Origin of the sequence: Amycolatopsis sp. cmx-11-51 (assembly GCF_047608665.1) — a bacterium.
In the GTDB taxonomy this organism is placed as follows: Bacteria; Actinomycetota; Actinomycetes; order Mycobacteriales; family Pseudonocardiaceae; genus Amycolatopsis.
Map to the genome: position 1 here is coordinate 524551 of NZ_JADNQO010000002.1, position 21781 is coordinate 546331.

The 21781-nt window shown below is 69.3% G+C and carries 21 protein-coding genes; 12 read left to right on the plus strand and 9 right to left on the minus strand.

All coding sequences use genetic code 11. The features are described from left to right. Positions 1-28: 28 nt before the first annotated feature. From ACM6LU_RS11400 to ACM6LU_RS11410, 3 genes are read right to left on the minus strand one after another with little or no spacing between them, the layout of a single operon-like run. Complete coding sequence (locus ACM6LU_RS11400; RefSeq protein ID WP_414937593.1) at positions 29-457, minus strand: hypothetical protein; 429 nt, start codon at positions 455-457, stop codon at positions 29-31. Then, positions 454-1011, minus strand: a complete 558-nt coding sequence (locus ACM6LU_RS11405) for an RNA polymerase sigma factor (protein ID WP_414937594.1) — start codon at positions 1009-1011, stop codon at positions 454-456. The genes ACM6LU_RS11400 and ACM6LU_RS11405 overlap by 4 nt, the downstream gene beginning before the upstream one ends. Beyond that, the gene (locus ACM6LU_RS11410) at positions 1008-1754 is read right to left on the minus strand and encodes a pyrimidine reductase family protein (RefSeq protein WP_414937595.1); all 747 of its coding nucleotides are present in this window, start codon (positions 1752-1754) and stop codon (positions 1008-1010) included. The genes ACM6LU_RS11405 and ACM6LU_RS11410 overlap by 4 nt, the downstream gene beginning before the upstream one ends. A gap of 98 nt (positions 1755-1852) precedes the next feature. Here ACM6LU_RS11410 and zapE point away from each other — a divergent pair, with 98 nt between their 5' ends. Then, entirely contained in the window at positions 1853-2887 is a 1035-nt protein-coding gene (gene zapE, locus ACM6LU_RS11415) for a cell division protein ZapE (RefSeq protein WP_414937596.1), read from the plus strand. On the opposite strand, the gene ACM6LU_RS11420 is transcribed toward zapE, so the two are convergent. The 3 genes from ACM6LU_RS11420 to rocD form a co-directional block, all read right to left on the minus strand. Continuing rightward, positions 2841-3443: a phosphatase PAP2 family protein gene (locus ACM6LU_RS11420; protein ID WP_414937597.1), complete on the minus strand. Its 603-nt coding sequence runs from the start codon at positions 3441-3443 to the stop codon at positions 2841-2843. The genes zapE and ACM6LU_RS11420 overlap by 47 nt on opposite strands. Positions 3444-3696: 253 nt before the next feature. After that, entirely contained in the window at positions 3697-5058 is a 1362-nt protein-coding gene (locus tag ACM6LU_RS11425; protein ID WP_414937598.1) for a DUF2252 domain-containing protein, read from the minus strand. A gap of 31 nt (positions 5059-5089) precedes the next feature. Beyond that, positions 5090-6292 carry an ornithine--oxo-acid transaminase gene (rocD, locus tag ACM6LU_RS11430; protein WP_414937599.1) on the minus strand — a complete coding sequence of 401 codons (1203 nt, stop codon included), beginning with the start codon at positions 6290-6292 and terminating at the stop codon, positions 5090-5092. 156 nt (positions 6293-6448) lie between these two features. Here rocD and ACM6LU_RS11435 point away from each other — a divergent pair, with 156 nt between their 5' ends. The 3 genes from ACM6LU_RS11435 to ACM6LU_RS11445 are packed head-to-tail and all read left to right on the plus strand — an operon-like array spanning position 6449 to position 10398. After that, the gene (locus ACM6LU_RS11435) at positions 6449-7303 is read left to right on the plus strand and encodes a PPK2 family polyphosphate kinase (protein WP_414937600.1); all 855 of its coding nucleotides are present in this window, start codon (positions 6449-6451) and stop codon (positions 7301-7303) included. A gap of 33 nt (positions 7304-7336) precedes the next feature. Continuing rightward, the gene (locus ACM6LU_RS11440; RefSeq protein ID WP_414937601.1) at positions 7337-9451 is read left to right on the plus strand and encodes a prolyl oligopeptidase family serine peptidase; all 2115 of its coding nucleotides are present in this window, start codon (positions 7337-7339) and stop codon (positions 9449-9451) included. Next, positions 9448-10398 carry an LLM class F420-dependent oxidoreductase gene (locus ACM6LU_RS11445; RefSeq protein ID WP_414937602.1) on the plus strand — a complete coding sequence of 317 codons (951 nt, stop codon included), beginning with the start codon at positions 9448-9450 and terminating at the stop codon, positions 10396-10398. Before ACM6LU_RS11440 ends, ACM6LU_RS11445 begins: the two co-directional genes overlap by 4 nt. A 519-nt stretch (positions 10399-10917) precedes the next feature. Here ACM6LU_RS11445 and ACM6LU_RS11450 read toward each other — a convergent pair. After that, entirely contained in the window at positions 10918-11994 is a 1077-nt protein-coding gene (locus tag ACM6LU_RS11450) for an NAD(P)/FAD-dependent oxidoreductase (RefSeq protein WP_414937603.1), read from the minus strand. An 87-nt stretch (positions 11995-12081) separates the two neighbouring features. Between ACM6LU_RS11450 and ACM6LU_RS11455 the strand changes: the two genes are divergently transcribed. After that, positions 12082-12507, plus strand: coding sequence for a MarR family winged helix-turn-helix transcriptional regulator (locus tag ACM6LU_RS11455; protein ID WP_414937604.1), 426 nt, complete (start codon positions 12082-12084; stop codon positions 12505-12507). Positions 12508-12509: 2 nt separating this feature from the next. Here ACM6LU_RS11455 and crcB read toward each other — a convergent pair whose 3' ends face one another. Together crcB and ACM6LU_RS11465 are read right to left on the minus strand one after the other, a co-directional pair. Beyond that, positions 12510-12881, minus strand: coding sequence for a fluoride efflux transporter CrcB (gene crcB / locus ACM6LU_RS11460; RefSeq protein WP_414937605.1), 372 nt, complete (start codon positions 12879-12881; stop codon positions 12510-12512). Continuing rightward, positions 12878-13288, minus strand: coding sequence for a fluoride efflux transporter FluC (locus tag ACM6LU_RS11465; RefSeq protein WP_414937606.1), 411 nt, complete (start codon positions 13286-13288; stop codon positions 12878-12880). The genes crcB and ACM6LU_RS11465 overlap by 4 nt, the downstream gene beginning before the upstream one ends. A 171-nt stretch (positions 13289-13459) precedes the next feature. Here ACM6LU_RS11465 and ACM6LU_RS11470 point away from each other — a divergent pair, with 171 nt between their 5' ends. The 7 genes from ACM6LU_RS11470 to ACM6LU_RS11500 all read left to right on the plus strand — a co-directional run bounded on the left by ACM6LU_RS11470 (position 13460) and on the right by ACM6LU_RS11500 (position 21723). Beyond that, a complete protein-coding gene (locus ACM6LU_RS11470; RefSeq protein WP_005157133.1) occupies positions 13460-13591 on the plus strand; it encodes a hypothetical protein in 132 nt (43 codons plus the stop codon). Beyond that, the gene (locus tag ACM6LU_RS11475; protein WP_414937607.1) at positions 13592-14773 is read left to right on the plus strand and encodes a cupin domain-containing protein; all 1182 of its coding nucleotides are present in this window, start codon (positions 13592-13594) and stop codon (positions 14771-14773) included. It begins immediately after the preceding gene. An 85-nt stretch (positions 14774-14858) separates the two neighbouring features. After that, on the plus strand, positions 14859-15821 hold the full coding sequence (locus ACM6LU_RS11480; RefSeq protein WP_414937608.1) for a sucrase ferredoxin: 963 nt from the start codon (positions 14859-14861) through the stop codon (positions 15819-15821). Between the two features lie 135 nt (positions 15822-15956). Beyond that, on the plus strand, positions 15957-17852 hold the full coding sequence (locus ACM6LU_RS11485; protein ID WP_414937609.1) for an intein-containing Rv2578c family radical SAM protein: 1896 nt from the start codon (positions 15957-15959) through the stop codon (positions 17850-17852). Positions 17853-18327: 475 nt separating this feature from the next. Beyond that, the gene (gene merB, locus ACM6LU_RS11490) at positions 18328-18909 is read left to right on the plus strand and encodes an organomercurial lyase (protein WP_414937610.1); all 582 of its coding nucleotides are present in this window, start codon (positions 18328-18330) and stop codon (positions 18907-18909) included. Between the two features lie 100 nt (positions 18910-19009). Beyond that, positions 19010-20782: an aspartate--tRNA ligase gene (aspS, locus tag ACM6LU_RS11495; protein ID WP_414937611.1), complete on the plus strand. Its 1773-nt coding sequence runs from the start codon at positions 19010-19012 to the stop codon at positions 20780-20782. Further along, positions 20782-21723 (plus strand): DUF389 domain-containing protein, encoded by a 942-nt coding sequence (locus ACM6LU_RS11500; RefSeq protein ID WP_414937612.1) that lies wholly within the window; start codon positions 20782-20784, stop codon positions 21721-21723. Before aspS ends, ACM6LU_RS11500 begins: the two co-directional genes overlap by 1 nt. Positions 21724-21781 lie beyond the last annotated feature (58 nt).

Below are 21781 nucleotides of genomic sequence, written 5' to 3' on the forward strand. Positions count from 1 at the left end.
CCCCGAACGGGGTAATCACTTCCGGGGTTCAGTCCGGGTGGACGTCGACGACGTGGACGTTGATCGCGGGCGGGGCCGAGCCGAGCTGGCCGGTCAGCGCCGCGGTGACGCGGTGCCGCAACAGTTCCGCGGCGACCGCTTCGACGCCGAACCGGACCGTCACCAGCACCTGGAGCACGTCGTCTTCGAGCGCGACGGCCGAGACGTGGACCCCGCCGAGGTCGCGGCCGATCTCGGCGGCGAGCCCCCTGGTCATCAGGACCAGTGCCCGTTCCGACACCTGGGTCTTCCCCCCTGCCGAGGGCAGGTCGAGCGGTGCCGTGGTGTGCCTGCCGCGGGCGCCGCCGACCGAGCGAAGCACACGTTCGACGAGCCCTGGCGGTGTCGGCACGGGGCGGCTCGCGGCGGCGCGCACCTGCTCCCACCGGGGGTCGTCGCGCGGATCCTCGCTCTTCACCGTTCCCCCGGTCTGAAAGTCTCGCCGAGCTTCGCCAGCAGCGCCACCCTCGCGCGGTGCAGTCGGGCACGCAAGGCGGGCACACTGACTTCCAGAACCTCGGCCACCTCCTCGTAGGTCATCCCCTCGAATTCTCGCAGAATCAGCGGGATCCGCTGGCCGACATCGAGTTCGGCGATCGCGCGCAGCACGGTGCCGACCTGCTCGGCGCTCACCACGTGACCCTCCGGGCCAGGCACGATCCCGGCGTCGCCCTCGTCGAGCGGCACGGTCGGTTTCCGGCGCCGGACCTGACCGAGCGCGCCGTTCGTCGTCACCCGATAGAGCCACGTGGAGAACGCGGACTCGTGCCGGAACCCTGGCAGCGCGCGCCACGCGGAAAGCCAGGCCTCCTGGACGACGTCCTCTGCCTCCGACGCGCTGCCGGTGATCCTCAGCGCCACGCGGTACATCCGGGCCGTGTGGCGCCGCACCAAGGTGTCGAAGGCACCGTGGTCCCCGGTGGCGGCTCTGGTCACCAGTTCCTGGTCCGAAACCGGCGCGGGCTCGCTCACCCGCCCTCCCGGCGGCGGTAGCGCAGCATGGTGAATCCGTCCTCGAACAGCATCGACGCGACGTCCATCCGGCGCGGTTCCGGGGCGGGCCGGCCGTCGGCGATCCGGCGCTCGCCAGCACCCGCCAGCAGCGGAGCGATGGTCAGGCACAGCTGGTCGACGAGGTCGGCCGCGATCAGGTCACCGAACAGCGTCGGCCCGCCTTCGCAGTCGACGCGGTACAGCCCCCGCCCGGCCAGGAGTTTCAGCGCCTCGTGGAGGTCGACGTCATCGGTTCCGGCGACGAGCACGTCGGCGCCCGCGCGTTCCAGCGCGGCCCGCGGTGCCTTCTCGGTGGTGATGACGATCGGCGGGACCTTGGTGTCGGCGAACAGCGGGCCCGCGGGGTCGAGTTCACCGGAACGGGTCACCACCGCGATCGGCGGGACGTCGGACAACCCGAGCGAGACCCGGCGGGCGGTGCGTTCGGGGTTGATCCGCGCGCCGCGGTAACCCTCGGCGCGAGCCGTGCCCGCGCCGACCAGGATCACGTCGGAAAGCAGCCGCCCCAGCAGGAAGATCCGCTTGTCGGCGGGGTGCGAAAGGCCCTCGGACAGCTCGTCGACCGCGACCGCGCCGTCGGCGGAGCTGACGAAGTTGACCTGGACCCAGGGACGGGTCAGGTTCTCGGGATACCCGTAGAGCCGCTCCAGGTCGGCGTCGGAGACGGGATCCGCCGGTGTCGTTGGCCACAAAAGCTGCACACCTCCATCCCAGCACGAGCCCGACGGCACCGCTGAGCGGGGGATACGCCCGGTCAGGGAGGGTGAACGGCCGCCGCCGGTGCGGTTACTCTCGGCGAATGCCCGCCCGCCTGATCGATCGCCGTCCGGAGCTGTCCGCCGACGAGCTGATCACCGCGCTCGTCCCGCCGCCCCGGTTCGACGCGGTCCGGTTCTCCACTTACGTGCCCAACCCGGACGAGCCGAGCCAGGCCGAGGCCGTCGTCGACTGTGGCGCGTTCGCGAAGCGCGTCGCGGAAGCCGCGAACCGGAAGCCGAAGTCGAAGCTGCGCGCGCTGTTCGGCGGCGGGGACGACGCGCCCACCGGGCCGAGGGGGCTCTACCTGGACGGCGGTTTCGGCGTCGGCAAGACCCACCTGCTCGCCTCGACGTGGCACGAGACGCCTTCGCCCAAGGCGTACGGGACGTTCGTGGAGCTGACCCACCTCGTCGGCGCGCTCGGGTTCGCCGAGGCGGTGCGACGCCTTTCCGAGCACCGGTTCCTGGCGATCGACGAGTTCGAACTCGACGACCCCGGCGACACCATGCTCGTCACCCGGCTGCTGCGGGAGCTGATCTCGGCCGGGGTGTTCGTGGCGGCGACCTCCAACACGCTGCCGGACAAACTCGGTGAGGGCCGGTTCGCCGCCGCGGACTTCCTGCGCGAGATCCAGTCGCTGTCCGCCCGGTTCGGCGTCTGCCGCGTCGACGGCCCGGACTACCGTCACCGAGGCCTGCCGGACGCGCCGCCGCCCGCGAGCCCGGAGGAGCTGGAAGCCTCCGCCGCCGCGCACCCCGAGTCCACTGTGGACGACTTCGACGCGTTGTGCGACCACCTCGGCGGGCTGCACCCTTCGCGCTACGGCAGGCTTCTCGACGGCGTGAGCCGCGTGCACCTGCGCGACATCCACCCGGTGCCCGACCAGAACGTCGGACTGCGGCTGGTCGCTTTCGCCGACCGGCTCTACGACCGCGCGATCCCGCTGATGGTCTCGGGCGAGCCGGTGCCGCTGCTGTTCACCGAGGAGATGGTGAACGGCGGCTACCGCAAGAAGTACCTGCGTGCCGTCAGCCGCCTGACAGCACTGGCGCGCGACGCCGCGCAACCCGGCTGAGCAGCATCCACGTCGCGCATACGACCGCGACGGCGAAGAACGTGCCACCCACGACGTCGGTCAGGTAGTGGTAGCCGAGGCCGATCATGCCGATCGTGACACCACCGAGCACCACCGCGCCCACGAGCGAGATGACGGCCGTCGCGACGCCGGGCCTGGCGAGCAGGACGAGCACGGTCAGCACCGCGACCAGCGCGACGGTGTGCCCGCTGGGATAGGCGAGCCACGTGTTCTTCCAGCGGCCGAAAAGGGGTTTGAGCACCCAGGTGTTGGCGAAGATGGCGATGAGCGGGCCGACGATGGCCAAGGCCGCTTCGGGTTTGCGCCGTCCCAGCAGGCGGAGTGCGGCGGCGAGGACCGCGACCGGGATCAGGACGTAGGCCTCGGTCGGCAGCACGAGGAGTCGCAGAAGGTCGGTGTCGAAGCTGCGCCGCACCCACTCGTCGGCCAGTGCGTCGGGACCGGAAAGGCCTTCGCCGGAGACCAGCAGGCCGAGGACGACCATGAGCACGGCGCAGGTCGTCGCTACCAGCCCGTACGGCGCTCTTCCGCTCATCCGGCGAGATTACGTGACCACCCGCCAGAACGGCCTGTAGCGGGAATCACGCAAGACCCACCGCAAGTAGGTGGCGCCCACCCGTGATCAGACGGCGATCACGCGTGATCAGACGGAGAACACCCGTGATCAGGCGAGATCGCCGCCTAACCACGGGAGATCGCCATCTGATCACGCGAGATCTCCGTTTAATCACGGGAGATCGCCATTCGGGCACGTGAGTTCGGTGTTGGTGAGCGGGTGGCGAAGCGGGTCAGAGAGCTTCGAAGGCGGCGAAGTCCGCTTCGGTCTGATCCGCGTACCGCACCGCGTAGGCCCCGATAGCCTCATCGAGGTCTTCGTCGTCCTCGAAGTACCCCGCCAGCATCTGCGGATGCAGCGACCTCGCGTGCGCCCGAGCCAGCAACGCGCCCGCGAGTCTGCCGTAGTCGTCGAGGTGGTCCTTCTTCAGCTCCGCGGGATCGATGTCGCCCTTGAGGTTCCGGAACTGCCGCACGATATAGGGCAAGCCGTCGATGGTCGTCCAGCCGAGCAGGATGTCCGTCTCGGCCTGCACGAGCCGCGCGCCCTCGACGATCCGGCGGCCCTCGTGCTCCGGCGCCGCCAGGCCGAGGTACTGCGCCAGTGCCGAGGGATTGGCCTGCTTCACTTGCAGTACAAGGTCTTCGCCGCTGTTTCCATGCAGCAGCGCGACGTAGCTGCGCAGTCCGACACTGCCGGTGCCGACCACCCGGAAGGCCACATCGGACACCCGGTACCGCGAGATCAGCGTCCGCCGCGATTCGCGGATGGTGTCCACATAGGACACCAGTCCGGTGACGACGGCTTCCGCGGTCGCGTCGTCGACGTGCGTGAGCACCGGCGGGTCTTCGACGAACCGGTGCCGTTCGAGGCCGGTCTCGTGGTCGTCGATCCGCCGGGTCCACTTCGCGGTGACCTTGGCGCTGGTGTTCTTCCGTGCCTTCTCGGCGGCTTCCTCGAAGTCGTCGATCAGCTCGTGCGCCTTGACCGCGCTCAGCACCGACGCGTCCGGCAGCGCGTTCCACGATCGCAGGAACGGCAGCCCCGCCAGCCCCCGGATGGTGCGCCGGTAGGATTTCACCGCGTCTTCGGCGGCCTCACGGCAGCCTGATTCGCCGATGCCGCCCTCACGCCCGGCGAGCACGAGACTCGCGGCGAGCCGCTTGAGGTCCCACTCCCACGGCCCTGGCACGGACTCGTCGAAGTCGTTGATGTCCATCACGATCTGGCCCTCGGGTGTGCCGTACAGCCCGAAGTTCGCCGCGTGCGCGTCCCCGCAGAGCTGCGCTGTCAGCCCGGACGACGGCGAACCCGCCAGATCCGCGGCCATCAGTCCGGCCGCGCCGCGGTAGAAGGTGAACGGCGACGCGAGCATGCGCTCGCGCCGCAGCCCCACCAGGTCCGGCAGGCGGCCTTCGTTGGTCCGCGCGAAGAATTCCGCCACCCCGGGACGGCCGTCGCCCGCCGCCGCGTGATCGTGCGCGGCCGTCGGCGCCTCGTCCCGCAGCGCCTTACCCCTCGCGAACCAGTCCTCCGGCGACACCGTCTCGGTGCCGACCAGCGGCCGCTCCACCCACTCCCGCTCGTCTCCCATGGACAGCCAACGTACCGGCCGCCCGAAAGGTTCACCGGATCTTGACGACCTCCGTGATCGCGTCGATACCGCGGTCGAGTTCCTCGCGGGTGATCACCAGCGGCGGCGCGATCCGCAGCGTGTGGTCGTGCGTCTCCTTGCACAGGACGCCGCGTCCGGCCAGCGCGGTGGACGCCTCCCGGCCGGTCGGCCCGCCGGGCGCGATGTCGATGCCCGCCCAGAGCCCGCGGCCGCGGACCTCGGCCAGTCCGTTCCCGACCAGTTCACCGAGCCTGCCGTGCAGGTGGGCGCCCAGTTCTCGCGAACGCTCCTGGAACTCGCCGGTCTTCAGCAGCCCGACCACGGCCCGTCCGATCGCGCAGGCGACCGGGTTCCCGCCGAAGGTCGACCCGTGCTCGCCCGGCCGCAGCACGCCGAGCACGGCCTGGCCGCCGACCACCGCCGAGACCGGCATGATCCCGCCGCCGAGCGCCTTGCCCAGCGTGTAGAGGTCGGCGCGGACGCCTTCGTGGTCGAGCGCGAGGACGGTGCCGGTGCGGGCGAGGCCGGACTGGATCTCGTCGGCGATCAGCAGGACGTCGTGCTCGTCACACAGCCGCCGTGCCTCGGTGAAGTAGCCGGCGGGCGGCACGATCACGCCCGCCTCACCCTGGACCGGCTCCAGCAGGATCGCGGCGGTGCGTTCGGTGATGGCGTCACGCAGTGCTTCGGCGTCGCCGTACTTGACGGTGACGAAGCCCGGCGTGAACGGGCCGAAGCCGGCGCGTGCGGTCTCGTCGGTGGAGAAGGACACGATGGTCGTCGTGCGGCCGTGGAAGTTCGAGCCCGCGACGACGATCTCCGCGGTCCCGTCGGGGACGCCCTTGACCTGGTACGCCCACTTCCTGGCGATCTTCACCGCGGACTCGACGGCCTCCGCGCCGGAGTTCATCGGCAACGTCATCTCGGTACCGGTCAGCTCGGCGAGTTCCCGGCAGAACAGTCCGAGCTGGTCGTGGTGGAAGGCGCGCGAGGTCAGCGTGACCCGGCCGAACTGCTCGATCGCGGCGGCGATGAGCCCGGGGTGGCGGTGCCCGAAGTTCAGCGCGGAATAGCCGGAAAGGAAGTCGAGGTAGCTCTTGCCCTCGACGTCGGTGACCGAAGCGCCCTCGGCGGTGGCGATCACGACGGGCAGGGGGTGGTAGTTGTGCGTGCTCCACTGCTCGTCGAGCGCGATGAAGTCGGCGGTCGTCATGCGTTCAGGTTAGGCGCCTATCCGCCTGCCTTCATCCGGGAAACGTTGCTTTGACCCGTCGTTCGTTGCGTATAAACTCCTTCGGGCGGCGAAATCATGCATCGGCGTACTTGATCACCGCAGGCGCGTGACGCGGACCGCGGTTATCGTCGCCGGATGGCGAAAAAGGACCACGTCTCCGTCCGGGACGCGCTGAGGATCGGCAAGAAAACCGAGCGGCACGATCCGGGATCGTTCCCGGTCGGACCGCACAAGAAGGCCAAGGCTCTTGGGGACCTCACCGCATCCGGCGACAAGCTCGCGAAGCTGCAGGAAGCCCTCTATGCGGAAGGCGTCGGCGGCGGTGGCCGCAGTCTCCTCCTCGTCCTGCAGGGGATGGACACCTCCGGAAAGGGCGGCACGGTCGGGCACGTCCTCGGCCTGGTCAACCCGATGGGGGTGCGCTACTCGGGGTTCAAGAAGCCGACCGCGGCCGAGCGGCGCCACCACTACCTGTGGCGGATCCGCAAGCAGCTCCCCGTGCCGGGGCAGGTCGGGGTCTTCGACCGCTCCCACTACGAGGACATCCTGGTCCCACGCGTCCAGAAACTGGTGCCCGCCGCGGAATGGCGCGAGCGCTACGCCGAGATCAACGCTTTCGAACAGGAACTGGCCGACGCCGGCACCACCGTCGTGAAGGTGTTCCTCGACATCTCGCCGGAGGAACAGCTGCGGCGGCTCAAGGCGAGGCTGGAGACCCCGGCGAAGTGGTGGAAGTACAACCCCGCCGACCTCGACGCCCGCGCACAGTGGAACGACTACCAGAAGGCGTATGCCGACATCTTCGCCAAGACCTCCACGCCGACAGCGCCTTGGTACGCCGTCCCGGCCGACCACAAGTGGTACCCCAACTGGCTGGTCGCGCGGCTCCTGATCGAGACGATCGAGGAGATGGACCCGAAGTTCCCCCAGGCCGACTTCGACCCTGAGACGGAACTGAAGAAGCTGGAAGTACTTGGCGTATCCCCCTGATCGTCTGGCGGTGTTTTCTGAAAGAGTGCGGACGTGACCGACACCAGCCTCGAAGATCTCCCGTTCCTCCGCCGTCAGGCCCGTACCCAGCGCTTCACCCTCGGCGCGCCGAAAGAGTTCAAGGTCGCCCCGGACGGCTCCCGCATCCTGTTCCTGCGGTCCGAGTCCGGCACCGACCCTCGGCACAGCCTGTGGTCGTTCGACGTCGTGTCGGGCGAGGAGACGAAGCTGGTCGACGCGGCCGAGCTGCTGCCCGGTGAAGAGGACCTGCCGCCCGAGGAACGGGCCCGTCGCGAGCGCAGCCGGGAGACCGGCGGGGGTGTGGTCGGCTACGCGGTCGACGACGCCTTCACCGTCGCGGCGTTCTCGCTCTCGGGCAAGCTCCACACGCTCGACCTGACCACCGGAGCGGTGTCCGTCCTGGTCGACCGCTCGGTCGTCGACCCGCGGCCCAGCCCGGACGGCACCAGGGTCGCCTACGTCCGTGACCGGCGCCTGCGGGTGATCGACCGCGCCACCGGTGAAGACCGGGCGCTCGTCGAGGAAGACGGCGAAGACATCGCCTGGGGGCTCGCGGAGTTCATCGCGGCCGAGGAGATGGACCGTACCAGGGGCTATTGGTGGGCCCCGGACGGGAAAAGCCTGCTGGTCGAACGCTCCGACCGGGCGGGCGTGCCACGCTGGACGATCGCCGACCCGGCCAATCCGCAGTCACCCGCCAACGTCGTCGCGTACCCGGCGGCGGGAACGGCGAACGCCGACGTGACGCTGGCGTTCCTCGGGCTCGACGGCTCACGCGTCGACGTCGCGAAGGCCGGCTGGGAGTACCTGGCCGCGGTGCACTGGTCGGCGGCGGGGAAGCCGTTGCTGTCCGTGCAGTCGCGTGACCAGCGGAAACTGGAGATCCAGGCGGTCGACCCCGCGGACGGTTCGGTCGAGGTGCTGCACACCGAGACCGACGAGCACTGGGTCGAGATCGCCGCCGGCGTCCCGGCGTGGACCACCGACGGCCGTCTGGTGCGCGAGAGCGCCGCCGACGGCAACCACCGGCTGGTCGTCGACGGGGTCGCGGTCACCCCGCCGGGACTGCAGGTGCGCTCGATCCTGCACGTCGGCGCCGAGGTGCTGTTCAGCGCGTCGGAAGCCGATCCGACGCAGATCCACGTCTTCCGCACCGAAGGCGGCGAGGTCCGCCGTCTGTCCACTGAGGACGGTGCGCACGTCGGCTCCGGGAACGCTTCGCTGGCCGTGCTCTCTTCGTGGAGCCTGGACCGCAGCGGCCCGGTGGTGACCGTCGTCGACGGCGAGAAGACGGTGGCGCGTATCGGTTCCTACCCCGTGGATCCGGACGTCGTGCCGAACCTGACCTGGCTGACGCTGGGGGAGCGCGGCCTGCGCGCCGCGCTGGTGCTGCCGACGGGGTATGACGCGAGCGAAGGCAAGCTCCCGGTGCTGCTCGACCCGTACGGTGGCCCGCACGCCCAACGTGTCCTGCAGACCCGCAACGCCTTCCTGACCCCGCAGTGGCTGGCGGACCAGGGTTTCGCGGTGCTGGTCGCCGACGGGCGCGGGACACCCGGCCGCGGTCCCGCCTGGGAGAAGGAGATCGCGGGCAAGCTCGCCGACGTCACCCTCGCCGACCAGGTCGACGCCCTGCACGCGGCGGCCGCGCTCCATCCGGAACTGGACCTCGAGCGGGTCGCGATCCGAGGCTGGTCCTACGGCGGCTACCTGTCCGCGCTGGCCGTGTTGCGCCGTCCCGACGTCTTCCACGCCGGTGTCGCGGGCGCCCCCGTGACCGACTGGTCGTTGTACGACACGCACTACACCGAGCGTTACCTCGGGCTCCCGCAGGAGGAAACGGCGTCGTACGAGCACAACTCGCTGATCGCCGGCGCCGGTGACCTGTCGCGGGCGCTGCTGATCGTGCACGGCCTCGCCGACGACAACGTTTTCGTCGCCCACTCGTTGCGCCTGTCGTCGGCACTGCTGGCCAAGGGACGCGCCCACGTGTTCCTGCCGCTGGCCGGCGCGACGCATATGACGCCGCAAGCCGAAGAGGTCGCGGAGAACCTGATGCGCACGCAGGTGGACTGGATCGTGCGCGAGCTGTCCGGTGGCGCGGCGAAGAGCGAGGAGAACGCATGAAACGGTGGGGCATCACCATTCCGCTGACCGGGGTGCCGCTCGCGGCGCACCAGGAGATGGTCGAACAGCTGCCCGATCTCGGCTACACCGACGCGTGGTCGGCCGAGACGGCGGGCAACGACGCCTTCACCCCGCTGGTGCTGGCTTCGCAGTGGGCGCCGCAGCTGCGGCTGGGCACCGCGATCGTGCCGGTGTACACCCGTGGCCCCGGCCTGCTGGCGATGAGCGCGGCGACCGTCGCGGAACTGGCGCCCGGCCGGTTCGTGCTCGGCATCGGGGCGTCGTCGCCGGTGATCGTGAAGAACTGGAACGCCGCCGAGTTCGAGGCCCCGTTCGCGCGTTCCCGTGACACGCTGCGGTTCCTGCGGTCGGCGCTGGCGGGGGAGAAGGTCACCGAGGACTACGAGACCTTCTCCGTCAGCAAGTTCCGGCTGGAGTGGCCCACCGACCCGCCGCCGTCGATCATGCTCGCCGCGCTGCGGCCGGGCATGCTGCGGCTGGCCGCGAAGGAGGCCGACGGCGCCATCACCAACTGGCTCGCCGCCTCCGATGTGCCGAAGGTGCGCAAGGAGATCGGGCCGGACGCGGAGCTGGCCGCGCGGATCTTCGTCTGCCCGACCGAGGACAAGGCCGCCGCGCGTGGACTCGGCCGGATGCTCATCTCGTCCTATTTGACCGTGCCGGTGTACGCGGCGTTCCACGAGTGGCTCGGCCGCGGCGAAGCTTTGGCGCCGATGCACGAGGCGTGGGCGGCCGGCGACCGGCAGAAGGCCAACCAGGTCATCCCGGACGAGGTCGTCGACGACCTGATCGTCCACGGCAGCCTCGATTCCTGTCGCGAGCAGGTGCGGTCCTATGTGGACAACGGGCTGACGACGCCGATCATCGCGCTGCTGCCGACGGGTGAGGATCCGTTCGCGCACGTGCGGGGTCTCGCTCCGCGCTGACGCCCGCCGATGTTTATGAACGGGACTTTCAGTGCGAAATTTTGCACTGAAAGTCCCGTTCATAAACAGCTGATACATCCTGGGTGGGGGCCGAAGGGGACTTTCCCTGCATGGCATGCGGGGAAGCGTCCTTCGCGTGGCGAGTCTCCCCATGCCTTGTCCGTCTGACGTACAGGAAGTCCCCCTTCCTTGCGCCTAGTGTCGCGTGATCCTGCTTGCTTGACGTTGGGTTTCGTTCCTCGGACGGCGATCTCGCGTGATTGGACGGCGATCTCGCGTGATTGGACGGCGATCTCGCGTGATTGGACGGCGATCTCCGGAGATCGCCGTCTGATCACGGGTAAGACCTGCAGGATTCACGCGACACTAGCGCCGGAAGGGGCCTTCATACGCCGTCATCGTGGCTGGTGGGGTTACTGGGACCACAGGTGCTGTCCGTGGCGGATGAAAGGGAACTTTGAGGGACCCTGGGTCCGTTATGGAGGCCTTCACGGCCCAGCGGGCACGCCCGGGGGCACGTCACGCGGTCCCGAACATCTCCTCGTACCGCGAAGTCATCATATGCGACCCCTTGATCTCCGACGTCGTCGCCGCGTCCAGGACGCCGACCTCCTCCGCGTAGGTCGCGCCCCCGGTGGGCCCGAGCGGCAGCGAAATCATCGGCCCGCCCGGCGTGTAGGTCCGCAGCTCGCCGCCTTCGACCAGTGCCCGGATGTTGGCCACGACGACCTCCGCGTGGTCACCGGCCGACTTCGCCAGTTTCGCCTCCGGCAGCGCGGTGATGTCACCGAGCGCGAAAATCCTTGACTGCCCCGGAAGCCGCAGGTCGGCGGTGACCTCCACCTGACCGTTCACCTGCCGTGCCGCGGTGAGATCGCCGTCGAGGTAAGCCGTGTGCGGCGCGCCGCCGAAGCACTGGAACCACAGGTCGGCGGTCACCTCGCCGCCGCTGGTCAGCGCGGCGGTGAACGTCTTCGCCTGCCCCGGTTCCGAGACCGGTGATTCGGTCAGCGAAGTGCCGAGCAGGAGTTCGACGCCCAGTTCGTCGAGCTGGCGGCGGACCTCCGCGCGGAACTCGTCCGGGAAGCCGGGCAGGATCCCCTCCGCCGGGTCGACGATCGTCACGGCCTTTTCCGGCCACACCGCCTTGATCTCGCCCGCCAGTTCGAGTCCCACCGGCCCCGCGCCGAGCAGCAGCACCCTCTCCGCGCCGACGAGTTCCTCCCGCGTCGCACGGATCTTCGCCTTCGCCGAAGCGCTGTCCTGGAAATCGATCTTCGCCGGGAACGGGTACGCCGAACCGGTCGCCAGCACGATGTAGTCCGGCGTGAGCCGTTCGCCCGCCGCGAGCGTGACACCGCCCTGATCCACGCTCGCGGCGCGGTCGCGGACTACCCGTCCCCGGTCGAGAAGCCGGGCGTACGGGTAGAAGAGCCGATCCGTCCATTCGGGATCGACGAGCCCGCGCAACGCGGCGACGTGGTGGACGAAGTCCTCGCGCGGTTCGACGAGGACGACCTCGGTGAACGAGTCCAGTGCCTTGGCGACGGTGGTTCCGCCGTATCCCCCGCCGATGACGGCCACGGTCGTGGTCATGAGGTCTCCTTAGTTCATAATACGGAATGTTGGTACTGCGAACTACAGTAGTTCGTACTCCGAACGATCGTCAAGTAAGCTGGGTTCATGACCACGGCCGAAGACCTCGGATTCGCGACGGCGCTGGTGCGGCTCTCACATCTGGTGCAGCGGGCTTTCATCGACGTCGGCCGTTCCCACGACCTCACTCCGCAGCAGGCGCAGCTGCTCTGCGTGCTGGCGCAGGGGGAGACGGGTGTCGGGATGACCGAGCTCGGACGGCTGCTGAACCTGGAGAAGTCCAGCGTCACCGGCCTGGTGGACCGGGTGCAGCGGCGCGCGCTCGTCGAGCGGGTCGCGGATTCCTGCGATCGCCGGGCGCTGAAGATCACCCTGACCGAGGAGGGCCACCGGCTCGCGAACGCCGCTCACGAAGGCGTCGTCGAGAAGCTGGAGGAGATGGCGGTGGGTCTTCCGGTCGAACAGCGCGAGGCGATCGCGGCGGCCGCGTGGCGGATGGCGCCCGGAGACTGAAGTCAGTGCCAGACGGCGGCGAGCAGGAGCCCCGCCGCCGCGGCACCGATCCCGGCGACCATCGTGACGCCGACGTTCAGCGCGGCGCGGCGCCGCGTCTGCCCGGTGAACAGGAGCAGCGTTTCGTACCCGAAGGTCGAGAACGTCGTGAGCCCGCCGCAGAAGCCGACGGCCAGCAGGGAGCGAACCGTGTCCGGCTGGCCACCGTGCAGAGCCCAGCCGGTGAGGACGCCGAGGATCGCCGAGCCCACGACATTGACCGCCAGCGTGCCCCAAGGGAAGGCGGCACCTCGCCAGGCCCGCACCCGAAGGTCGGTCAGATAGCGCAGGATCGCGCCGAGGCCACCACCGAGCGCGATGAAAAGGACGGTCATTTCTTCACCGCGCGGGTGATTTCGTATCCGGTGCAGACCGCTACCAAGGCGGCGGCCACCGTGCCGAACGCGTACGCCAACCCGGTGAACGGGTGCCCCGTCGTCACAAGACTGAGTGAGTCCGTCGCGTAGGTCGAGAACGTGGTGTAACCGCCCAGGATCCCGACCCCGAGGAAGGGCCGCAGCAGCCGGTGCGGGTCGGCCGCCGCGGTCAGCAGTGCCATCAGGACACCGATCAGGAGGCAGCCGGAAACGTTGGTGGTGAAGGTGGAAAGCACGAACTGGCCCCGCGAATGGGGGAGCGCGACCGACAGACCGTAGCGGGCGAGGCTGCCCAACGCGCCACCCGCGCCGACGGCCGCGAGCACGTCCCATCGCGGACGCGGGACGGATGCCGGATCAGCCATGGACGGCAGCTTAGAACCGCTGTCCGAGTGAACACGCGCCGTGGTGTCGAAGATCGCTCGCCAGGCCATTTCTCCCTGCTGGGCGGTGAATTTTCTCGAAACGTGTCGTAGGCTTGGCGACGCTCCAGGCCGATTTTCGGTCCGTCCGTTCGTCCAGAAAAAGGTGGCAGGATGGCGCAGGAACAGTCAGGTACGCAGGCTCCCGACAGTGGTTTGCTGCTGGAGGTCGAGAAGATCCCGACCGCGGTCGATCGTGGGAAGGCCAACGGCGCGGCAGCCGACAACGACGGCAACGACGGCTGAGTGCCCGAAACGCCGACACTGGCTGACCTCGTGGCTCCGCTCGGGGTCAGCCAGTTCTTCCAAGACGTCCAGGGCAAGACCTATCGCCGGTTCGAAGGCCGCGCGGGCCGGTTCGCCGACCTGTTGCCCTGGCCGACGCTGAACGCGATCCTCCGGCAGCACCGCCTGGAGTTCCCGCGGCTGCGCCTGGCGCTCGATGGCACCCCGGTGCCGATGGAGAGCTACACCGATCTCGTCCCCACCCGCCGCAGTGGCACCGTCCCCCGCCTGCAGGCCGCTCCGTTCACCGAGCACCTCCGCGGCGGCGCGACGATGGTGCTCGACGCCATCCAGGAACTCAGCGACCCGATCGGCGATCTCGCCAGGAGTCTCGAACACGACCTCCGCGAGAGCGTCCAGGTCAACCTGTATGCCGGCTGGGGCGTGACTCACGGCTTCGACGTGCACTGGGACGACCACGACGCGTTCATCATCCAGGTCGCCGGCCGCAAGCGCTGGCGGATGCACGGCCCGACCAGGCCCGCTCCGCTGCACCGCGACGTCGAACAGCCCGAGCGGCCCGGTGAGCCGATCGACGACTTCGTCCTCGAAGACGGTGAAGTCCTCTACGTCCCGCGCGGGCACTGGCACGACGTCACCGCGGTGGGGGAGATGTCGCTGCACCTCACGTTCGGTTTCAGCCCGGCCACCGGGATCGACCTGGTGTCCTGGCTCGCCGACAAGCTGCGGGCGAGCACCGTGTTCCGTCAGGACCTCCCGAGGTTCGGCACGGCGGAGGAACGCGCGGACCGTGCCGCCGCCCTGCGCACGGAACTGGAAGCCACGCTGTCCACCGACGTCGTCGACAGGTTCCTCGCCGAGCGCGACTCGTCGGCCCCGGCGCATCCGCGGGTCGGGCTGCCCTGGGCTGCGACTGCCAGCCTGCTGCCGGACGGCGACGCGACCGAGGTCCGGTTCCTCGTCCCGAGAGCGGTGCTCGAAGAAGGCGACGGCCGGGTGACCCTGTTCGCGGCGGGTAAGCGGTTCGTCTTCGCGGCCGCCGCGGCCCCGGTGCTGGAGGCACTGCTCGACGGCACGCCCCAGGCGGTCAAGCGACTCGCCGAGCTGTCCGAACTCGATCAGGGGACCGTGCGGGCCTTCCTCGGCGAGCTCACCACACAGGGGCTTCTCTCGATCGGCTGAAAGTCACAAGGGGCGAGGAGTGTGGAGGAAGTCCGGACGGGGTAAGCTAAGGCATGCCTAAGGTGACGTCCGGAGGGAGCGGCCGATGACTGTTCAGCTCTCGGACACCCCAGTGCCGGCCAGCCCAGCGCCGCCCGCCGCTTTGCCGGGCTGCGCGACCGTCGCGCGCATGCTGGGCGCGAGCCCCGCCGGCACCGCGGCCGACATGCGCTGCTGGCTGCTCATCGAGCAGCCGGGCCCCTGGACCGCGGACGCGCTGGAAGACGTCCTCGACGAGGCCTTCCCCGCCGAACGCCGTGAGTTGCTCAAGAACCTGCGACGTTCACATGGGCTCCGCCCGCTGCTGATCCGCCGTCCCGGCAAGCATCAGCGCGACCCGGATCGCCCCCGCGCTGTGTACGTCGGCGGGGGCGAACCGGGTAACCGCTGGCTGGAGCGCCTGGAGATCCGCGATCTGAGCGAATTGGCCGAGCTGGACCTCGAGGCGGTCGCGGACGGCGTCGGCGGACTCGGCACCCGCGAGGACGGACCGCTGTTCCTGGTCTGCACGCACGGCACCAAGGACATGTGCTGCGCGGTGCTCGGCCGTCCGCTGGCTTCGGCGCTCAACGTCAACCACCCAGGCAGGTCCTGGGAGGTCAGCCACGTCGGCGGCGACCGCTGGGCGGGCAACCTCCTCGTGGTCCCCGATGGCTTCCTGCACGGCCAGCTCAACCCGGCGGAGGCCGCGCTGGTCGCCAAGGCCGCCCTGCGCGGGCGGGTCGAACCGGACCAGCTTCGCGGCCGTACGTCCGCGCGGACGGCGTGGGCGCAGTACGCGGAGATCGCGATCCGACGGCAGCTGAACCTGTCCGGTCTGGACGACGTGCTCGCCGTCCAGGAGGAGCCGCTGCTCGAATCCGACGCGCGGGTGGTCACGGTGCGCGGTGGTGAGGACTTCTACTCGGTGACGGTGCGCCGCCGGTCGGCGACGCCGCGCGCGGACAGCCGGTGCTCTGGTCTCATCCAGCCCGCCGGATACGTCACCGACGAAGTCACGAAGCTCTGACCCTGCCGCAAGTAGTCCTCTAGTTGCGGTACTTGCACGCGCAACTACCGCAACTAGAGGACTACTTGCGGCAAAGGTCACCCGTGTTCGAACACCTGTTTGACACCGGTCTAGAACGTGTGTTCGACTGGCCGGGTGCGATGGGAACGACAGCGGGCGGACGGCGGCGAGCCGGTCCTGCCCGGATTGGACGGGTTGCGGCGTTCGGTGCGCGCGCCCGAGTTCGACGGCGTCACCTTTCACGAGGTGCACGCCAAATCCGTGCTGAACAAGGTGCCCGAGGGCTCGGGGGTCCCGTTCGGCTGGACGGTGAATCCGTATCGTGGCTGCTCCCACGCGTGCACGTACTGCCTCGAAGGCGGGACACCGGTCCTGACGGCCGATGGCCGGACGAAACCGTTGGCGGACCTGGCGCCCGGCGACGAAATCTACGGGACGCGAGGGCGCGGCGCGGGGCGTCGGCTGGTGCCCACGACCGTCCTCGCGCACTGGTCGACGCTCAAACCGGCGTACCGCCTGACCCTCGACGACGGCACGTCCATCGTGGCCAGTGGCGACCACCGGTTCCTCACCGGCCGCGGGTGGAAGCACGTCACGGGCTCCCGCTTCGGCGCGGCGCAGCGACCGCATCTGGTCGGGGGAACCGAACTCGTCGGGGTCGGGAAGCTCACCCGCACCCAGGACGACACCATCGGATACCGCGCCGGGTTCCTCTGCGGAATGCTGCGGTCCGGCGGATTCTCGGCCGAACAGGCCGCAGCGGACCGCGCGCTCAGGTACCTGCCCGACTTCGGCGCGTCGGTCGGCTTCGTGCAGGTGCCGCCGTCACCGGATTCCCATTGGCAGCGGGGATTCCTGGCCGGGCTGTTCGACCTCGCCGGCAGCTACCGGCACGGCGCGCTGCGCGTCACCCACGACGAGCAGGACATCGTCTCGACCTTCTGTGCCGCGCTCGACAACTTCGGTTTCCGTTACGTGAAGACCGAAAACGTCAAGTTCAGTCCGTTGTGGACGGTTCAGCTGCTCGGCGGGCCGTCGGAGGAGATGCGTTTCTTCCACCTCGCCGATCCCGCCGTCGGCTGGAAACGGTCGCTCGACGGCCTCGCCATCGGCCGGACCCGGCGGAAGGTCTCGTCCATCGAGGCACTCGGCATCGAGCTGCCCCTGTTCGACATCACCACCGGCACCGGTGACTTCATCGCCGACGGCATGGTCACGCACAACTGCTTCGCGCGGAACACCCACACGTACCTGGATCTCGACTCCGGGCGCGATTTCGACACCCAGGTGATCGTCAAGGTCAACGCACCCGAAGTGCTGGCCGCGCAACTACGGCGGCCAAGCTGGTCACGCGAGCATGTCGCGATGGGCACGAACACCGACCCCTATCAGCGCGCCGAAGGCCGGTACAAGCTGATGCCGCGCATCATCGCCGCGCTGGCGGACTCGGGGACGCCGCTGTCCATCCTGACGAAGGGCACCGTGCTGGCCAGAGATCTGCCGTTGCTGGAGTCGGTGTCGAAGGACGTGCCCGCCGGGCTGGCGATCTCGTTAGCGCTGTTGGACGAGGGGCTGCAACGTCGTCTCGAACCGGGGACGCCGAGCCCGAAGGCGAGGCTCGAACTGATCCGCAAGGCGCGCGACGCCGGGCTCCCGTGCTCGGTGCTGGTCGCCCCGGTGCTGCCCTATCTGACCGACTCGGTGGAGGCGCTCGACACCTTGTTCGCCCGGCTGGCCGAGGCGGGCGCCACGCGGGTCACCGTCCTCCCGTTGCACCTGCGGCCGGGCGCGCGGGAATGGTTCGCGCGCTGGCTCGGCCGGGAACATCCCGAACTGGTGCCGAAGTACCGCGAGCTGTACTCGCGCGGCGCCTATCTCCCGAAGTCCTATCGGGAGCGGCTGGGAACCCGCGTCGGTCCGCTGTTGCGCCGTCACGGCTTCGGTTCCCATACGGACGACGGAGACCGAATGCGGGTGCCGATACCCGTGCAGCGCGCGGGGGAGACGGCGGAACAACTCAAGCTGCTGTGAGCGGTAAGGACGGTTAGGGCCAAGGGTGTTTCAGGCACCTACTGCGGTGCGCGGGTGGCGGTTTCGCGTGACCAGCGGGACGACTCGCGTGACGGGATGGACGACACGCGTGTCCAGAGGGACGACTCGACGCTGAGCCCGGGCGCGCGTGTGTCGTCCGTTCCGTCACGCGTGTCGTCCCGCTGGTCACCCGTGCCGTCCAACCAATCACGCGAAACGGCCAGTGCGACCAATGTGCCCCGCAGTGCCCTGCCAGCGCTGATCCGCCGCCGCTAAGCGGTCGACGCCGAGACACTTCGCGTAAGAACGTCACGTGCGCAAGGCCTACCCGCCCGCCGCTGGAAATCTCTCCCCGCTGTCCGGTGCGCACTGTGAATCTTCCTGAGTCACAACGGATTCGGCCGTTCGGCTTAGTCACTTGGCGGAACTTCCTTTCGTGATTAATCTCGAAGGGACGAAGGCGAGGAGGTGCCTGTTGACCACCCGGATCGACCGCACCGCCGCTGTCCGCATCGCCTGGGCCGCGACCAAGCTGACCAGAGCGGGCAGACACCCCATCGCCATCGGCAGACTCGCCGCCACCGTCGGCATGGACCCCACCGAGGCTCACCGGCTGATGGACCTGATGGGTTTCGTCATCCGCGACGGCTTGGTCGTGATGGACCGCGGCTCCCGGCCCGGCCCGGCCGACCGGGCAGGCTCCGACCTGTTCCGGGTGGACCTGTTCCTGCTGGCCGTCGCCACCGGTGAACCGGTGCACGCGGATTCGGTCTGCCCGGCGACCGGAGCGCGTGTCCGCGTCCACTTCACCCGTGCGCACGTGCTGAGTGTCGACCCGCCGCACGCCGTCGTCGCCGCGTCGCGGCTGCCCGGCGTCGACCTCACCCTCGGCCAGGACTACGTCGAGGCGCTGGTCTGCACGCAGTTCTTCGCCTCGAAGGAGGCGGCCGCGGGCTGGTTGCTGGAGAACATCGACGCCCGCGTCCTGTCCGTGCCCGACTACCTGGCGCACACCCGGTGGATGGTCGCGGCACTCGAGGCCTGGCCGACGATCTGAGAACACCTGGTCGCGAGGCATCCGGGGCGATTCGTTAGCCTTTGACGTCGGCGAAAAGCCGTCGAATCGCAGAACGTGATGCCGAAGGAGAGCACCCGCAGTGCTTCGCACCCACAAAGCCGGCACCTTGCGTGCCGAGCACGCCGGTCAGACGGTCACCCTCACCGGATGGGTGGCTCGGCGGCGCGATCACGGCGGCGTCATCTTCATCGATCTGCGTGACGCCAGTGGCGTGAGCCAGGTCGTCTTCCGCGAGGGCGAGATGGCCGAGCGCGCCCACCAGTTGCGCTCGGAGTACTGCCTCCGCATCGTCGGCGAAGTTTCGAAGCGCCCGGAGGGCAACGCCAACGCCGAGATCCCCACTGGGGAGATCGAGGTACTGGCCACCGAGCTCGAGGTGCTGTCCGAGGCCGCCGTGCTGCCGTTCCCGATCGACGACCGGGTCGACGTCGGCGAAGAGGTGCGTCTCAAGCACCGCTACCTCGACCTGCGCCGCAGCGGCCCCGCCGCCGCGATGCGCCTGCGCAGTGAGGTCAACCGCGCGGCCCGCGAGGTGCTGCACGCGCAGGAGTTCGTCGAGGTCGAGACCCCGACCATGACCCGCTCCACCCCCGAAGGCGCCCGCGACTTCGTGGTCCCGGCCCGTCTCAAGCCCGGTTCCTGGTACGCGCTCCCGCAGTCGCCGCAGCTGTTCAAGCAGCTGCTCATGGTCGGCGGGCTCGAGCGGTACTACCAGATCGCGCGCTGCTACCGGGACGAGGACTTCCGCGCCGACCGGCAGCCGGAGTTCACCCAGCTCGACATCGAGATGAGTTTCGTCGAGCAGGACGACGTCATCGCGCTCGGCGAGGACATCGTCGCCGCGCTGTGGAAGCTGATCGGCGCCGAGATCCCCCGGCCGTTCCAGCGCATCACCTACGCCGAGGCGATGGAGAAGTACGGTTCGGACAAGCCGGACCTGCGCTTCGACCTCGAGCTCACCGACATGACGGCGTTCTTCGCCGACACCCCGTTCCGCGTGTTCCAGGCGCCGTACGTCGGCGCCGTCGTGATGGCGGGCGGGGCCGGCCAGCCGCGCCGCACCCTCGACGCCTGGCAGGACTTCGCCAAGCAGCGCGGGCACCGCGGACTCGCCTACATCCTGGTGAACGAGGACGGCACGCTCGGCGGGCCGGTCGCGAAGAACCTTTCGGAGAAGGAGCGCGAGACCGTCGCCGAGGCCGTCGGCGCCAAGCCCGGCGACTGCGTCTTCTTCGCCGCCGGCAAACCCGCCGACGCGCGTGCGCTGCTCGGCGCCACCCGGCTGGAGATCGGCAGCCGTCTCGGCCTGATCGACGAGAACGCCTGGTCGTTCGTGTGGGTCGTCGACTTCCCGATGTTCATCTCGGCCGAGGAGTCCGACGACGTCGCGGTCGGCAGCGGCAAGTGGAAGGCCCTGCACCACGCCTTCACCTCGCCGACCCCGGAGTGGATCGGCAAGCTCGCCGACGACCCCGGCGGCGCACTGGCCTACGCCTACGACATCGTCTGCAACGGCAACGAGATCGGCGGCGGGTCGATCCGTATCCACCAGCAGGAACTGCAGAAGCAGGTGTTCGACCTGATGGGCCTCGGCGAGGAAGAGGCGCAGGAGAAGTTCGGATTCCTGCTCGACGCCTTCGCCTTCGGTCCGCCGCCGCACGGCGGCATCGCGTTCGGCTGGGACCGGATCGTCATGCTGCTGGCCAAGGCCGATTCGCTGCGTGACGTGATCGCGTTCCCGAAGACCGGCGGTGGGTTCGACCCGCTGACCGCCGCCCCGGCGCCGATCACGCCGGAGCAGCGCAAGGAAGCGGGCATCGACGCGAAGCCCGCACCGCCCGCCAAGAACTGATGCTCCATCTCAGAGCCGTGTGCCCGCCGGACCGGACCGCGGAAGCGATCCGGATCCTGCGGGCACACTCCGGGATCGCGCATCTCGTCGTGCATCACGGGGTGGCGATCGCTCCGGAGGGTGACCTGATCGAGGCTGACGTCGCCCGCGAGGCGACCGACGAGATCGTCGAGTCGCTGTGCGGTCTCGACCTCGACCACACCGGCGGCATCACGTTGGAAGCGCTGGACACCGCGGTGTCCGACGCCGCCGACAAGGCCGAGGAAGCCGCGCCGGGCGAGGGCGCGGACGCGGTGGTGTGGCAGGAACTTGTCGGCCGCACCGGCGAGGAATCCCGGCTTACCTGGACATTTCAAGCGTTTCTGACCATCGCTTGCCTGCTGGCCGCGGTCGGCGTGATCACGAACTCGTCGGTCACCATCGTCGGCGCGATGGTGGTGGGGCCGGAGTTCGGCCCGCTGGCGGCGATCGCGGTGGGGCTGGTGCTGCGCCGGAGTGATCTGGTGAAGCAGGGTTGTGTGGCACTGTTCGGCGGATTTCCGATCGCCATGGTGGTCACGCTCGGTGTCGTCCTGGTCGGCAACGCCACCGGCGTGCTCGAGGTGAGCAGGCTCGAGGACAACCACGAAGCGGATTTCATTTACCAGGTGGGAATCGCGTCGCTGATCGTCGCGCTGCTGGCGGGCGCGGCGGGGATGCTTTCCATGACTTCGGCCAAATCCGCCGCGCTGGTGGGCGTCTTCATCTCGGTGACCACGGTGCCCGCCGCGGGTTACGCGGTGGTCGCGGCGGTTGCCGGTCAGTGGGAACGGTGCCTGTATTCGGCCGGTCAGCTGCTGGTCAATCTCATCGGAATCGTTGCAGCTGCGGCCATTGTGCTGACATTACGCCGTCGCGGGCAACGATCGAGGGTGACGGAACGTCCGCTCTCACGCGGATGACACCGCAATCGCGCCAGTGCGCGCGATTGCCCGGATCTCAGTGGTCATGGTCGCTCAG

Coding starts and splice junctions, on each gene's coding strand:
- zapE (WP_414937596.1), top strand. CDS start 1,853: ATGCCCGCCCGCCTGATCGATCGCCGTCCGGAGCTGTCCGCCGACGAG.
- ACM6LU_RS11420 (WP_414937597.1), bottom strand. CDS start 3,443: ATGAGCGGAAGAGCGCCGTACGGGCTGGTAGCGACGACCTGCGCCGTG.
- ACM6LU_RS11425 (WP_414937598.1), bottom strand. CDS start 5,058: ATGGGAGACGAGCGGGAGTGGGTGGAGCGGCCGCTGGTCGGCACCGAG.
- rocD (WP_414937599.1), bottom strand. CDS start 6,292: ATGACGACCGCCGACTTCATCGCGCTCGACGAGCAGTGGAGCACGCAC.
- ACM6LU_RS11435 (WP_414937600.1), top strand. CDS start 6,449: ATGGCGAAAAAGGACCACGTCTCCGTCCGGGACGCGCTGAGGATCGGC.
- ACM6LU_RS11445 (WP_414937602.1), top strand. CDS start 9,448: ATGAAACGGTGGGGCATCACCATTCCGCTGACCGGGGTGCCGCTCGCG.
- ACM6LU_RS11450 (WP_414937603.1), bottom strand. CDS start 11,994: ATGACCACGACCGTGGCCGTCATCGGCGGGGGATACGGCGGAACCACC.
- ACM6LU_RS11455 (WP_414937604.1), top strand. CDS start 12,082: ATGACCACGGCCGAAGACCTCGGATTCGCGACGGCGCTGGTGCGGCTC.
- crcB (WP_414937605.1), bottom strand. CDS start 12,881: ATGACCGTCCTTTTCATCGCGCTCGGTGGTGGCCTCGGCGCGATCCTG.
- ACM6LU_RS11465 (WP_414937606.1), bottom strand. CDS start 13,288: ATGGCTGATCCGGCATCCGTCCCGCGTCCGCGATGGGACGTGCTCGCG.
- ACM6LU_RS11470 (WP_005157133.1), top strand. CDS start 13,460: ATGGCGCAGGAACAGTCAGGTACGCAGGCTCCCGACAGTGGTTTGCTG.
- ACM6LU_RS11480 (WP_414937608.1), top strand. CDS start 14,859: ATGACTGTTCAGCTCTCGGACACCCCAGTGCCGGCCAGCCCAGCGCCG.
- ACM6LU_RS11500 (WP_414937612.1), top strand. CDS start 20,782: ATGCTCCATCTCAGAGCCGTGTGCCCGCCGGACCGGACCGCGGAAGCG.